Annotated in this window: 11 protein-coding genes and 2 riboswitches; of the genes, 3 read left to right on the forward strand and 8 right to left on the reverse strand. The window is 67.5% G+C overall.

What is annotated here, in order from left to right:
• Positions 1-26 precede the first annotated feature (26 nt).
• From VSR71_RS24330 to VSR71_RS24340, 3 genes are all read left to right on the forward strand, one after another.
• Positions 27-1985: a tetratricopeptide repeat protein gene (locus VSR71_RS24330; RefSeq protein WP_342916457.1), complete on the forward strand. Its 1959-nt coding sequence runs from the start codon at positions 27-29 to the stop codon at positions 1983-1985.
• A gap of 159 nt (positions 1986-2144) precedes the next feature.
• Positions 2145-3368, forward strand: coding sequence for a cation:proton antiporter (locus VSR71_RS24335; RefSeq protein WP_342916357.1), 1224 nt, complete (start codon positions 2145-2147; stop codon positions 3366-3368).
• Positions 3368-4483 (forward strand): YbdK family carboxylate-amine ligase, encoded by a 1116-nt coding sequence (locus VSR71_RS24340; protein ID WP_342916358.1) that lies wholly within the window; start codon positions 3368-3370, stop codon positions 4481-4483. Before VSR71_RS24335 ends, VSR71_RS24340 begins: the two co-directional genes overlap by 1 nt.
• A gap of 102 nt (positions 4484-4585) precedes the next feature.
• Here the strand turns inward: VSR71_RS24340 and VSR71_RS24345 are convergent, their stop codons facing one another.
• From VSR71_RS24345 to VSR71_RS24380, 8 genes are all read right to left on the reverse strand, one after another.
• Positions 4586-5419, reverse strand: coding sequence for an alpha/beta hydrolase (locus VSR71_RS24345; protein WP_342916359.1), 834 nt, complete (start codon positions 5417-5419; stop codon positions 4586-4588).
• A gap of 10 nt (positions 5420-5429) precedes the next feature.
• Complete coding sequence (locus VSR71_RS24350) at positions 5430-5903, reverse strand: OsmC family protein (RefSeq protein WP_342916360.1); 474 nt, start codon at positions 5901-5903, stop codon at positions 5430-5432.
• Positions 5904-5929: 26 nt separating this feature from the next.
• Positions 5930-6667, reverse strand: coding sequence for an MBL fold metallo-hydrolase (locus VSR71_RS24355; RefSeq protein WP_342916361.1), 738 nt, complete (start codon positions 6665-6667; stop codon positions 5930-5932).
• A 111-nt stretch (positions 6668-6778) separates the two neighbouring features.
• Positions 6779-8155, reverse strand: coding sequence for an L-serine ammonia-lyase (locus tag VSR71_RS24360; RefSeq protein ID WP_342916362.1), 1377 nt, complete (start codon positions 8153-8155; stop codon positions 6779-6781).
• Positions 8156-8307: 152 nt separating this feature from the next.
• Positions 8308-11238 (reverse strand): aminomethyl-transferring glycine dehydrogenase, encoded by a 2931-nt coding sequence (gene gcvP, locus VSR71_RS24365; RefSeq protein ID WP_342916363.1) that lies wholly within the window; start codon positions 11236-11238, stop codon positions 8308-8310.
• Positions 11239-11337: 99 nt separating this feature from the next.
• Complete coding sequence (gene gcvH / locus VSR71_RS24370) at positions 11338-11718, reverse strand: glycine cleavage system protein GcvH (protein ID WP_133097832.1); 381 nt, start codon at positions 11716-11718, stop codon at positions 11338-11340.
• A 99-nt stretch (positions 11719-11817) separates the two neighbouring features.
• Complete coding sequence (gene gcvT, locus VSR71_RS24375; RefSeq protein WP_342916364.1) at positions 11818-12945, reverse strand: glycine cleavage system aminomethyltransferase GcvT; 1128 nt, start codon at positions 12943-12945, stop codon at positions 11818-11820.
• Between the two features lie 94 nt (positions 12946-13039).
• A riboswitch (glycine riboswitch) is annotated at positions 13040-13164 on the reverse strand.
• Positions 13165-13185: 21 nt separating this feature from the next.
• Positions 13186-13272, reverse strand: a riboswitch (glycine riboswitch).
• Between the two features lie 126 nt (positions 13273-13398).
• Positions 13399-13626, reverse strand: coding sequence for a glycine zipper 2TM domain-containing protein (locus VSR71_RS24380; protein ID WP_342916365.1), 228 nt, complete (start codon positions 13624-13626; stop codon positions 13399-13401).
• Positions 13627-13869 lie beyond the last annotated feature (243 nt).

A 13869-nucleotide genomic window follows, 5' to 3' on the forward strand; every position in this document is an offset into this window, starting at 1 on the left:
TTACCAAAATGCAGAAGGAGCAGTACGTGTCCGTGCCGGAAGTCAGCTACGACCACGCCATCGAGCTTGCCAACCAGGGCCGCTTTGCCGAAGCCCTGCAGATCGCCGACCAGCTCGCGCAGGCCCGGCCCGAGGTGGTCGATTTCGTCACGCTGCGCGCGCGGCTGCACTTTGACAACGGCGATGCCGCCGCGGCGCTCGCCGTGCTGGACGAGGCACTTGGGCGCCTCGACAGCCTGCCGCTGCAGCCGCCGCACCGCTGGGCCTCGCGCGGCGTGATCGCGCACCGCTACGGCGCCATGCTGATGAGCCTGGGCCGCGACGCCGAGGCGCGTCCGTGGCTGCATGAGGCCGCGCAGCGCAGCGGCTTGCTGTCGGGCGAATGGCCGGCGCATTTCCACGCCGGCCTGGCCGCGCTGCGCATGAACGACATGGCTGGTGCGGCGCGCTACTGGCACGATCTGATGTTCCGCAATCCCGACCTGGGCGCGGAGGACATCGCGCCGCTGGTGCGCGACTACATTGCCCGTGCCGAGGCCGCCGGCGTGCCGGTGGAGCCACTGATGCGCGTCTGCCTGGGTCGCGTGGCGCTGGACAACCCGCATTTGCTGCAGCTCGACGCCGATGCCGGCGACGCGCTCGCCGCCGACCAGGCCGCCCGTGTGCTGGCCGAGCATCCTGAGCATCCCGAGGCGCGCCGGCTGCGCGCGCCGCTGCGCTGGGGCGTGGGCGACACGCAGGGCGCGCTCGACGACCTGGCCGTCTACCTGCGCCAGGTGCCGGACCCGCAGGCCCAGGTACGCGAACTGGCCTGGCGCCATCAATTGGCCAAGGCCGGCGCGCAGGATGCCGAACGCGAGCCCTGGCTGCGCTTCGCCATCACTGACAAGTCCGACGACGGCGCCGCTTACTACCGCGCCGCCATGGCGCTGGGCGAGTTCATCGACGAAGTTCCCGCTGCCGAGGCGGCGCTGCGCCCCGCGCTGGTGGCCGCGTGCCGCCGCGGCGTGACGTGCGACGACCAGTATTTCGCCACGGGCCAGGGCGATGCCGCCGGGCACGGCGGCAATGCCGATCCGCACGTGTATTCCTTGTTGTGCCGCCTGCTGGCGCGCAGCCTGCCCGCCGACGCCGCTCACCTGGAAGAGCGCATCGCGCTGCATCGCCAGGGCATGGCCGCCAGCGAGTTCATCGACCACTGGATCGACCTGCTCGACTGCCATGCCGGCGCGGGCCAGCACGGCAAGGTGGTCGAGCTGGCCGGCGAAGTGCTCAACCGCTATCCGCTCGAGCGCAACCCGGCCGATGTCACCTGGGCCTTCAGCCGCCTGATCGCGGCCTGGAAGGCCATGGGTGGCGCCGAACCGGCCGAGGCCGCGCGCGCCGCGATGGCGCACATGGACGCGCGCCTGGATGCGCTGCCGGTGGAGGCCCGCAGCGAGGCCGCCCACCCGATGGCGCACGCGCGTGCGCACTTTGCCGCGCTGCTGCAGGCGCAGATGGCGCGCATGGACGAGCATGACCGTGCCGACGCGCTGGCCGAGATCGAAGCCCAGCAGCGCCGCGCGCTGCTGGTCGAGGATGCCTGGCTGTACAACCGCTTCGGCCTGCTGTGGCGCGAGCTGGGCGATCCGGAGCGCGCGCTGCCGATGTTCGAGCAGGCGGTCGCGCTGACCGAGGGCGATGCCGAGGACCAGGCCGGTCCGCGCGTCCAGCGCGGCCTGGTCCACAACGCCGCGCGGCGCCATGAAGCGGCCATGGCGGACTTCGCCGCCGCCTTTGCCGTGCGCGACGACTGGGATGCCGAGGTTTGCCTGCGCGTGGTCGAGTCGGCACTCGGGGTGCAGCAGCGCGAGACGGCGCTGGCTTATTTCGACAAGGCGCGGGCACGTGGCGCCGCGCAGGGCGCCACGCGCACTTTGTATGCGCAAGTGGAGACGGCGCTGAAGTCCACCCGCCCGCGCTGGAAAGTCTGGGGCGTCTGAAGCGCCGCACGGGGATCCGGACCCGCTGGGTTCCGCACAAAATGTAAAAAACGCCATCCGGAAGATGGCGTTTTTTATGAGAATTTGACCGAAGTTCGCAATGCGTTTGGTGCGGTGTCGGACAATCACTGACATGGATTGTGATGTGCTTACATTACCATGTCGACCATGAACGGACTGAGCCAACTATTTCCTACACTCCCCCTCGCCCCAGGCGGCTTGTTTTGGGTCGGACTCGCGCTGGTGGGCGCGGGCCTGGCGGGGGAGATCAGCCGCCGCTGGCTGCGCTGCCCGCGCATCGTGGGCTATGCCGTGGCGGGGCTCTTCGCCGGCATGCTCGGGCGTGGCGTCGTCGACGAGAACATGATCAACCAGACCCGTATCCTGATCGATATGGCGCTGGCGCTGGCCCTGTTCGAACTCGGGCACCGGCTGTCGCTGACCTGGCTGCGCGCCAACCGCTGGCTGCTTCTGACCAGCGCCTTCGAGAGCCTGCTGACCTGGGGACTGGTGGCGGCGGTGCTGCAATGGATAGGCGCCTCGCCCGGCGTGGCGATCCTGGCCGGCGGCATTGCCGTCAGCACCTCGCCCACCATCGTGCTGCAACTCAAGAACGAACTGCGCGCCGAGGGCCAGGTCACCGAGCGGCTGATGGCAATGGCGGCGCTGAACAGCATCTACGCCGCCGCGATCGTGCAGGTGACCACCGGCTGGCTGCATTCCGAATACGGCAACCTCGGCGCCGCGCTGCTGCACCCCCTCTACCTGCTGGTGGGTTCATGCCTGCTGGCATGGGTGGTGGGCAAGGTCGGCCACGTGATCTATGAGCGCATGTCGGCCGACGACCACTACAGCTTCCTGGTGCTGGTGGGCCTGGTTCTGTTCACGCTGGCGCTGACCCGGGTACTAAAATTGTCGATGCCGCTGACGCTGCTGCTGGCCGGCGTGGTGTTCAAGCACCAGGACAGCCAGCCGCATGTGTGGCCGCCGCACTTCGGCAGTGCCGGCAGCCTGCTGATCATCGTGATGGTGGTGTCGCTGGGCTTGCCGCTGACCGCGCATGACTGGGCCGTGGGCGGCGTCTATGCCATCGTGCTGGTGCTGCTGCGCCACCTCGCCAAGTTTGCCGGCGTGGTGTCGCTGGGATCGTTCTCGGGCCTGAGCATGCGCCAGTGCATGGCACTGGGGCTGGCGCTGGCGCCGATGTCGGGGCTGGCCTACCTGCTGATGAGCGATGTGGCGCGCATCTACCCCGGCACCGGACAGCCGCTGGCCGCCATCATCCTGTGCGCGCTGGCGATCGAACAACTGCTCGGTCCGGTGCTGGCAGCGTGGGCGCTGCGCTTCGCCGGCGAATCCCGGGCCAATGGAGGAGGGCGCTGATGTCGCTCGAATCGTTCAAGCAATCCGAGGCGCTGACCTTCGGCGTGGAGCTGGAGCTGCAGCTGGTCAACCGCCACGACTATGACCTGGCGCCGTTTGCGCCCGACCTGCTGCGCGCGCTCAGGGGCGCCGAGCATGCCGGCGACATCAAGCCGGAGATCAGCCCGTCGATGATCGAGATCAGCACGGGCATCTGCCACAGCTACCAGCAGGCGCTGGACGAGCTCACCACCATGCGCGACCTGATGGTGGCGGCCTCGCGCTCGCTCAACCTGGGCATTTCCGGCGGCGGCACGCATCCTTTCATGCAATGGGCCGACCGCACCATCTCGGACTCGCCGCGCTACCAGTACATTTCCGAGCTGTACGGCTACCTGGCCAAGCAGTTCACCGTGTTCGGCCAGCACGTGCATATCGGCTGCCCGAGCGCGGACGAGTCGCTGTTCCTGTTGCACGCCATCGGCCGCTACGTGCCGCACTTCGTCGCGCTGGCGGCGTCGTCACCGTATGTGCAGGGTGTCGATACCGGCTTTGCCTCGGCGCGCCTGAATTCGGTCGCGGCATTCCCGATGAGCGGGCGCGCGCCGTTCCTGCTGACATGGGACGCCTTCACCGCGTACTTCGAGAAGATGCGCAATACCGGCGTGATCGAGAGCATGAAGGACTTCTACTGGGATATCCGGCCCAAGCCGGAATTCGGCACCATCGAGGTCCGCGTGATGGACACGCCGCTGACGGTGCAGCGCGCCTGCGATATCGCCGCCTATATCCAGATGCTGGCGCGCTACCTGCTGCTGTCGCGTCCGTTCATGCCGCAGGAAGATGATTACCTGGTGTACACCTTCAACCGCTTCCAGGCGTGCCGCTTTGGCCTGGACGGCGAATACGTGCATCCCAACGAGCTGACCCGGATGCCGATCGCGGACCATATCCTGTCGATTTGCGATGCGCTGGTGCCGCATGCCGAGGCGCTCGGTTCGCTGCCGGCGCTGGCCAATATCCGCGCCCTGGCCGAACGTCGCGACGGCGATGCCGAATGGCTGCGCCAGACCGATGCCGATGCGCGCAGCCAGCGCGAGACCGTGCGCAAGGCGTGCGAGCGCTGGGCGGCGTAAGACCGCCCGGCCCCTGCGCTTTCGGCACTTACTTCACGCTGTAGAGCCGGGCAGGCCGGTTTCGATGCGCGCACCGCGGGTGCCCGGCAGCGCACGCGCGGATCAGCGGGACGCGGGCGGCGTCAGCAGGAATGCGAGCGCGTTGCGCCACCATGCCTCGTCGACATATCCGGTCCAGTCGTTGTGCCCCGCGTGGTCGATCACCGCCAGGCGGCGGGGTTCGTCCAGCGATTCATAGAGCGCCTTGCCGAGCCGGGGCGGCACGATGCTGTCGCGCTCGGCCACAACCACCATGACCGGGCGGCCAAAGGCGGCCAGGTGGGTCACGCTGTCGTAACGGTCGCGCAGCAGCCATCCGGTCGGCAGCCATGCATAGTGGTGTGCGGCGACGTGGGCCAGCTTGTCCCACGGCGTGATCAGCAGCACGGCGTCGACCTGCTCGCGCTGGCGCGCCGCGGCGGCGGCCGCAACACCGGCGCCGAGCGATTCGCCGACCAGCAGCAGCGGGCCGTCGAATTGGCGCCGGGCCTGCGCAATCGTCTGCCCGGCATCGTCGACGAAGCTGCGCTCGCCAAGCGCGCCGTCGCGCGGGCCATAGCCGGGGTATTCGGCCAGGATCACACGGATGCCCAGCCGCGTCAGCACGCTGGCGTAGTAGCCGCGATGGCCGGCGTGCCCGGCATTGCCGTGGAAGACGATGGCGGTCGCGCGGACGGGACCGTGCGGCTCGGCGAGCAGGCCGCGAAAATCATCCGGGCCCGGCCATGCGCGCAGTCCGGGCGCGACCATGTCGTCGACCGAGGCCTTGTCGGGAAAGTACAGGAAGCGATCCTGCAGCATCAGGACGGACCCAAGCAGGACCACGCCTGCCAGCAGCCAGCGCAGCAGGCGCCGCGCCGACGCGGGCCGTGCCGCGGACGGCGCGGTTGCCGGCATGGCGGGCGGGCTAGGCGCCGGCGAGCACCGGTTCGCACCGCACCTCGGTCCGGACCGAATTGGCGATAAAGCAGGCATCGTGCGCGGCATGGTGCAGGCGCTCCAGCTCGTCGCCGGTGGGCTCGCGCTCGCCGGAGAATGTGACCTGGGGGCGCAAGGTCACCACGGTCATCGCCATCTGGCCGTCGCGGTTCTTTTCCATCACGCCGGTGGCGGCATCGACATAGCGGTCGACGACAAAGCGCTGTTTCGCCGCCAGCGACAGGAACCACAGCATGTGGCAGCTGGACAGCGATGCGATGAACATCTCTTCCGGATCGACCGCGCTGGCATCCGACATCGGCAACGGCACCACATGGGGCGACGACGAACCCGGGACTTCGGCGCCGCCGTCGAAGCGCAGCACGTGCCTGCGGCTGTAGCGGTTGCCGGTGAATTCCTGCCCCTCGCGTTGCCACAGGACTTCGGCGGTATAGACAGACATGCGGTGACTCCCAAGGTTGGAATGCTTCAGGCGCCGTGCGGCACGCTCTCGCCGTCGCGCAGGCCCAGGCGCTGGTTGGCTGGCACCGCGATATCGATCAGCCTGGGCCGGGGCAGGTTCAGCTTGCGCATCATGTCGATGAACTCCTCGCGCGTGCGGCCGGATACGCGGCTGTTGTGTGCGCGCTCATGGCCGATGGTCGAGGAGGTCTGGCCCTTGTAGTCGTGCGCGGGATAGACCCGGGTGTCGTCGGGCAGCGCGAACAGCTTGCGGGTCAGGCTGTCGTACAGCGTGCCGGCGTCGCCCGACTGGAAATCGGTGCGGCCGCAGCCGTCGATCAGCAGCGCATCGCCGGTAAAGACGCGGCGCACGATGCCATCGGATGTGGGCTCTTCCCACAGGTAGCTCATGCTGCCGGCGGTATGCCCGGGCGTATGGATTGCGCGCAGCACCTGCTTGCCGAATGCGACAGTGTCGCCGTCGATCAGTTGCTTCTGTGCCGGCTTGATATCGCAGCCCGATGGCGCCGCGGTGTGCGCGCCGGTCTGCATGGCGAGATGGCCGGCGGAGGTGATGTGGTCGGCGTGGGCGTGGGTTTCGATGACCCAGGCCAGGTGTGCGCCGGTGTCCTTTACCAGCGCCAGGTCGCGTTCGAGCTGGTGGTCGACCGGGTCGATCAGCAGCGCGTCCTTCGTTTCCGCATCGATCAGCAGATACGTGAAGGTCGACGAGGTATCGTCAAAGAGCTGGTGGAAGGTCTGCATGGCGGGCCCTCTTGTTCTGCAGTCGGGGAATGCCGCCATGATACGCCGCGATGGATGCCCATTGGGTGCGCAATCGGTGCCTTCCGGCACCTCTCACTTGTTTATGGGAGGTCAGCACTCCACGATATTCACCGCCAGTCCGCCGCGCGCCGTTTCCTTATATTTCGTCTTCATGTCGGCCCCGGTCTCGCGCATGGTCTTGATCACCGAATCGAGCGATACGTAATGCGTGCCGTCGCCGCGCAGCGCCATGCGTGCCGCGTTGACCGCCTTGACCGACGCCATCGCATTGCGCTCGATGCACGGAATCTGCACCAGCCCGCCGACCGGGTCGCAGGTCAGGCCGAGGTTGTGTTCCATGCCGATCTCGGCCGCGTTCTCCACCTGCGCCGGACTGCCGCCGAGCACCGCGGCGAGCGCGCCGGCGGCCATCGAGCAGGCCACGCCAACCTCGCCCTGGCAGCCGACTTCGGCCCCGGAGATCGACGCGTTGAGCTTGTACAGCAGCCCGATCGCGCCCGCGGTCAGCAGGAAGTCGACCACGCCCTGCTTGTTCGCACTCGGCACGAAGCGGTCGTAGTAGTGCAGCACGGCGGGGATGATGCCGGCGGCGCCATTGGTCGGCGCTGTCACCACGCGCCCGCCCGCCGCGTTCTCTTCATTGACGGCGATGGCGTACAGGTTGACCCAGTCCATCACCGACAGCGGATCCGACAGCGTGCGCTCGGCGCGCTCGGTCAGGCTGCGGAACAACTCGGGCGCGCGCCGCTTCACCCTGAACGGCCCCGGCAGTTCGCCATCGGTGCGGCAGCCGCGCGCGACACATGCCTGCATCACGTCCCAGATATGCAGCAGGCCGTCAATGACCTCCTGCTCGCTGCGCCACGTCAGTTCGTTTTCCAGCATCAGCCGCGCAATGCTCTTGCCGCTGGCCTGCGCCATTTCCAGCATGTCCTTGCCGCTGCGGAACGGATGCGGCAATTGTTGCGCGGCTGTGAGCACCTGCGTGTTGGGTGCGCCCGCGGTGACCACGAAGCCCCCGCCCACCGACAGGTAGCGCGCTTCGCGCAGGCTTGCGCCGCTGCTGTCGAACGCATGGAACTTCATGCCGTTGGGATGCTCGGCCAGTGCCTCGCGACGGTAGAACGCGATGTGCTCCTTCTCGACGAAGGGCACGATATGGCGTCCCAGCAGCGACAGCTCGCGGCTCTTGCGCAAAGCCGCGAGTCGCTTGTCGATGGAATCGGGGTCGACGGTGTCGGGCGACTCGCCCATCAGGCCGAGGATCACGCCCTTGTCGGTGCCGTGGCCCTTGCCGGTGGCGCCGAGCGAGCCATACAGCTCAACCCGCACGCTGGCCACCTGCGGCAGCAGGCCGTCGCGCTCCAGCCCCTGCGCGAACATCAGGGCCGCGCGCATCGGGCCCACGGTATGCGAGCTCGACGGGCCGATGCCCACCTTGAACAGATCGAAGACGCTGACTGCCACGGAATGTCTCCAGCAATGGGATGGCCTTTGCAGAGGCTCTTTTTAGGCGGTCGGAGTACGGCAACGGACACCGCCGCAGGCGGTCCCGTCATCTTGAGCATAGTGCCACGGCCGGGCCTCCGCGGACGCGGCGGCACCGGCCTGTGTGCGCGTCAGTCGACCACGTAGTCGCTGACCGGCACGCAGCTGCAGAACAGGTTGCGGTCGCCATACACGTTGTCGGCACGGCCGACCGGCGGCCAGTATTTCTGCGTGCGCAGCGACGCCACCGGATAAGCGGCTTCCTCGCGCGTGTACTTGTGGGTCCACTCGTTGGCGGTCACCACCGCGGCGGTGTGCGGCGCGTGCTTGAGCGGATTGTCCTCGCGGTCGAAAGTACCGTCGGCGACGCGGCCGATTTCCTGGCGGATCGCGATCATCGCGTCGATGAAGCGGTCCAGCTCATGCAGCGCTTCGGACTCGGTCGGCTCGATCATCAGCGTGCCCGGCACCGGGAAGCTCATGGTCGGCGCGTGGAAGCCGTAGTCCATCAGGCGCTTGGCCACGTCTTCGTTGCTGATGCCGGTTTCCTTTTGCAGCGGGCGCACGTCCAGGATGCACTCGTGCGCGACCAGGTCGTGCTGGCCGGTGTACAGCACCGGGTAGTACGGCGCCAGGCGCTTGGCCACATAGTTGGCCGCCAGGATGGCGTTCTCGGTGGCGGCGGTCAGGCCGGCCGAACCCATCATCGCGATATACATCCACGAGATCGGCAGGATGCTGGCCGAGCCGAACGGCGCCGCCGACACGCCGCCGATGCCGCGGTCGTCGCGGCGATAGCCGACGCTGTCCTGGTTGGGCAGGAAATCCGCCAGGTGCGCGCCGACCGCAACCGGGCCGACGCCCGGGCCGCCGCCGCCGTGCGGGATGCAGAAGGTCTTGTGCAGGTTCAGGTGCGACACGTCGCCGCCGAACTGCCCCGGCGCGGCGGTGCCGACCATCGCGTTCATGTTGGCGCCGTCGACATAGACCTGGCCGCCGTGCTTGTGCACGATCTCGCAGATCTGCTGCACGCCCTGCTCGAACACGCCATGCGTGGACGGGTAGGTGATCATGATCGCAGCCAGGTTCTTGCTGTGCTGCTCGGCCTTCTTCGCCAGGTCTTCCAGGTCGACGTTGCCGTTTTCATCGCAGGCCACCACCACCACCTTCATGCCGGCCATCTGCGCCGACGCCGGGTTGGTGCCGTGCGCCGACGACGGGATCAGGCAGATGTCGCGATGGCTTTCGCCGCGGCTGGCGTGATACGCATGGATGATCAGCAGGCCCGCGTACTCGCCCTGCGAGCCGGCGTTGGGCTGCAGGCTGACCGCGGCGTAGCCGGTGGCGGCGCACAGCATGGCCTCGAGCTGGTCGATCATCTCGCGGTAGCCCACGGTCTGGTCCAGCGGGGCGAACGGGTGGATCTGGCTGAACTCGGGCCAGGTCACCGGGATCATCTCGCTGGTGGCGTTCAGCTTCATCGTGCACGAGCCCAGCGGGATCATGGTGCGGTCCAGCGCCAGGTCCTTGTCGGCCAGCATGCGCAGGTAGCGCAGCATCTCGTGCTCGGCGTGGTGGGTGTTGAACACCGGGTGGGTCAGGTACTCGCTGGTGCGCGCCAGTGCCGCCGGGAAGGCATCATTGGTGGCTGCTTCGAGCTTGTCGAAATCGAGGCCCGCCGGCAGCGGCTTGCCTTGCGTGAAGATTTCCCACAGCGCAACCACGTCGTCGCGGGTGGCGGTCTCGTCCAGCGAGATGCCGACGCGGGTGGCGCCGGCATGGCGCAGGTTGATGCCGCGCGCGGTGGCGGCGGCGTGGATGGCCTCGGTGTTGAAGCCGGTTTCCAGCGTCAGCGTGTCGAAGAAGGTGGCGTTGGTGCGGGCGAAGCCGAGCTGCTCCAGGCCGGCGGCCAGCGTCGCGGCCAGGCGATGCACGCGCTGCGCGATGCGCTTCAGGCCTTGCGGGCCGTGGTACACGGCGTACATCGACGCCATCACCGCCAGTAGCACCTGCGCGGTACAGATGTTGGAGGTGGCCTTTTCGCGGCGGATATGCTGCTCGCGCGTCTGCAGCGCCAGGCGATACGCCTTGTTGCCTTGCGCGTCGACGGTCACGCCGACCAGGCGGCCCGGCATCGAGCGCTTGAACGCATCCTTCACCGCCATGTAGCCGGCGTGCGGGCCGCCAAAGCCCAGCGGCACGCCGAAGCGCTGCGAGTTGCCCACGGCCACGTCGGCACCCCATTCGCCCGGCGCCGCGATCAGCGTCAGCGCCAGCAGGTCAGCGGCAGCCACCACCAGGCCGCCGGCGGCGTGCACGGCTTGCGCGATGGCGCGGTAGTCATTGATGTCGCCGTTCACGCCCGGGTACTGCAGCAGCACGCCGAATGCGCCCGCGGCTGCGGCGTCGGCGGCGGGGCCGACCTTGACTTCGATTTCCAGCGGCAGCGCGCGCGTGCGTACCACTTCCAGCGTTTGCGGCAGCACGTCGTCGGCGACGAAGAAGATGTTCGAGTCGTGCTTGTTCACGCGCTGCAGCAGCGTCATCGCTTCGGCGGCGGCGGTGCCTTCGTCGAGCATCGACGCATTGGCGATGTCCAGGCCGGTCAGGTCAGTGACCATCTGCTGGAAGTTCAGCATCGCTTCCAGGCGGCCTTGCGAGATTTCCGGCTGGTAGGGCGTGTAGGCGGTGTACCAGGCGGGGTTCTCGAAGATATTGCGCAGCACGACCGCGGGCGTGACGGTGTTGTAGTAGCCCTGGCCGATAAAGCTCTTCAGCACGCGGTTCTTGCGCGCCAGGCCGCGCAGTTTGGCCAGTGCCGCTTCTTCGCTCAGCGGCTCGGTGAATTCGCCCATCGGCATGCCGTCGCGGCGGCGGATGGCGGCGGGGATGACGGCATCGATCAGCGCGGCGCGGCTGTCATAGCCGAGCACCTTCAGCATGTGCTGCTGTTCGGGGGTATCGGGGCCGATATGGCGGGCGGCGAAGGCGTCGCGCGCCTCCAGTTCGGCCAGCGTGGGCCGGTTACCTTGGGCGGCGTTCATGGGAAGCGGGGCGTTCATTGGCAAGAACCTCGTGGGAAGCGCTGCGGCAGGTGGTCAGCCGTGCCGCGGCGCTGCAAATGCTGTGTGTCGATCCCGCGCGCGGGATCGACCGGGCGATCAGGCGCCGACGCTGGCCTTGTACGCGTCGGCCGACATCAGGCCGTTGACGTCGTCGCTGTTGGCCGGCTTGAGCTTGAACAGCCAGGCGTCGAAGGCATTGGCATTGACGCTTTCCGGCTCGGCCGTGGCGGCCTCGTTGACGGCGATCACTTCGCCGGCCACCGGTGCATAGATGTCGGAAGCGGCCTTCACCGATTCCACCACTGCCAGCGCGTCGCCGGCGCCGACCGACTTGCCCACTTCGGGCAGTTCCAGGAAGACGATGTCGCCCAGCGCGTCTTGCGCGTGGTCGGTGATGCCAATGGTGAGCGTGCCGTCGGCTTCGACGCGCACCCACTCATGCGACTCGGTGTATTTGAGGTCGGCGGGGAAATTCATGAAGGTTCTCCGGATTCAGATCTGTTTCTTGTTGGGTGATGCCTGCCCGGCAACGCTGCCGGCAGGCGAGGGCGACCGTTGGGTGAGCGGGTATTTCCCTTAGCTCACGAGTGCCTTGCCATTACGCACAAACGGCAGTTTAACCACAGTCGCGTTGAGTTTGCGGTCACGGATCTCCACCTGCACGGTGTCGCCGACATTCACGCCCTGCGGCAGGCGCGCGAACGCGATCGATTGCGACAGCGAGGGGCTGAAGGTGCCGCTGGTGATCTCACCGTCACCGGCGGGGGTCAGGACCTTCTGGTGGGCGCGGAGGACGCCGCCTTTGTCCCGCAGGATCAGGCCGAGGAATTGCTGGCGCGAACCGGCCGCGGCCAGCGCCGCCTTGCCGGTGAAGTCGCGCTCGCTTTGCAGGTCAACGGTCCAGGCCAGGCCCGCGTCCAGCGGCGAGGTGCTGATATCCATGTCCTGGCCGTACAGGTTCATGCCGGCTTCCAGGCGCAGCGTGTCGCGTGCGCCCAGGCCGGCCGGGCGTACGCCCGCGGCATTCAGTTTTTCCCACAGGCCGGCGACGCTGGCGGCCGGCACGACCAGCTCGAAACCGTCTTCGCCGGTGTAGCCGGTGCGCGCGACCATGACCTCGCCGAGTGCGGGGTCCTGCACCACGACAGCGTTGAAAGGCTTGAGCGCATCGGAAAGTTGGGTCGACGGGAAGGTGCTCCACACCTTGGCGCGGGCGTTGGGTCCCTGCACCGCCACGATCGCCAGCGGCTGCGCGCCCGCGGGCGCAACATCTTCGCGGCGCGGGGTGATGGTCACGCCGCTGCCGGTGGCATCATTGCGCGCGCGGATCCAGTCGATATCGCCGACCGCGGTGCTGGCGTTGACCACCAGGCGGAAACGGTCCTCGGCAAAGAAGTAGACGATCAGGTCGTCGATCACGCCGCCTTTTTCGTCGAGCATGCACGAATAGAGCGCCTTGCCCGGCGTCTGCAACTTGTCGACGTTGTTGGCCAGCAGGCCGCGCAGGAAGGCGCGGGTATTGGGACCGTTGAGATCGACCACGCACATGTGCGACACGTCGAACATGCCCGCGTCGGTGCGCACGGCGTTGTGCTCTTCGATCTGGGAGCCGTAGTTGACCGGCATGTCCCAGCCGCCGAAGTCGACCATGCGGGCGCCGAGGGCGCGGTGGATGGCGTTGAGGGGCGTGGCCTGGAGCGTCATGGAATCCTCGGGGCAATGTCGGGTTGCGAAAACAAAAAAGGGCCATCCGCCGCAACGATCGCTACGCCAATATGGCAAGCAATCCGCTGCGGCGGATGACCCCTCTGTCCTCGATACCTGAGAGATTACGAAGCGGATCCAGTGGACCCTGTCCTCGCGCGCCCCTTCGGTGGGCACGCTCGCCACGAATGGCGGGTGCCGCTCTCCAGAGTGCGGCATGCATCGTGTGCATGTTGCATGCCGATCCGAACGGTCCGTGGTGCCTGAGAGTTTTCGGGTGATACCCCTTCGGCGGCGCAGTTCTGCGCGCTCTCCCGGTCGGATGCGCGCAATTTACGGGAGGCCCCGGCCTTTGTCAAACCAGGCCGGACGGCCGCCCGCGGCTGTACCCATTCCTGCGCCCCGCCGCCAGGGGCGAACTGAAGCAGGGACTGAAGCGAGGTGTCGGAAGACTTACTTTTTCTTGTCGTCGGTCACGACGTTACCAATCACGCCGCCAACGGCCGCGCCACCCAGCGTACCCAGTGCGCTACCCTCGGTCAGGACGGCGCCGCCTACGGCGCCCGCGCCCGCGCCAATGGCGGTATTGCGTTGCTTCGGGGTCATGTCCGCGCAACCGGCGAATGCCGAGACAGTCGCGCCGATCAGGGTCACCTTCATCATTGTCTGCAAGGTTTTCATTGTTGGCTCCGAGTGATGGATATTGCATGTCCTAGACACGCCTGGACATGACAGTTAGAGCCTGGCGCGCGTTCATTGGCTCCGCCCTTTACGAAGTGTTACGCCAGTGACACAAGGAGGGCCGACGATGCGGCAAGCGCTGACTGACCGGCCTGCGGCCAGCGTGTTAACATCGACGGCTTTGCCGCCGGGGGAGTGTGCTGCCTATGTGCTGCCCATAGCGCGCGCCTAGCATTCGCCCCA

Source organism: Cupriavidus oxalaticus (genome assembly GCF_038900635.1).
Lineage (GTDB): Bacteria > Pseudomonadota > Gammaproteobacteria > Burkholderiales > Burkholderiaceae > Cupriavidus > Cupriavidus oxalaticus_B.

Coding starts and splice junctions, on each gene's coding strand:
- VSR71_RS24335 (WP_342916357.1), top strand. CDS start 2,145: ATGTCGACCATGAACGGACTGAGCCAACTATTTCCTACACTCCCCCTC.
- VSR71_RS24340 (WP_342916358.1), top strand. CDS start 3,368: ATGTCGCTCGAATCGTTCAAGCAATCCGAGGCGCTGACCTTCGGCGTG.
- VSR71_RS24345 (WP_342916359.1), bottom strand. CDS start 5,419: ATGCCGGCAACCGCGCCGTCCGCGGCACGGCCCGCGTCGGCGCGGCGC.
- VSR71_RS24350 (WP_342916360.1), bottom strand. CDS start 5,903: ATGTCTGTCTATACCGCCGAAGTCCTGTGGCAACGCGAGGGGCAGGAA.
- VSR71_RS24355 (WP_342916361.1), bottom strand. CDS start 6,667: ATGCAGACCTTCCACCAGCTCTTTGACGATACCTCGTCGACCTTCACG.
- gcvP (WP_342916363.1), bottom strand. CDS start 11,238: ATGAACGCCCCGCTTCCCATGAACGCCGCCCAAGGTAACCGGCCCACG.
- gcvH (WP_133097832.1), bottom strand. CDS start 11,718: ATGAATTTCCCCGCCGACCTCAAATACACCGAGTCGCATGAGTGGGTG.
- gcvT (WP_342916364.1), bottom strand. CDS start 12,945: ATGACGCTCCAGGCCACGCCCCTCAACGCCATCCACCGCGCCCTCGGC.
- VSR71_RS24380 (WP_342916365.1), bottom strand. CDS start 13,626: ATGAAAACCTTGCAGACAATGATGAAGGTGACCCTGATCGGCGCGACT.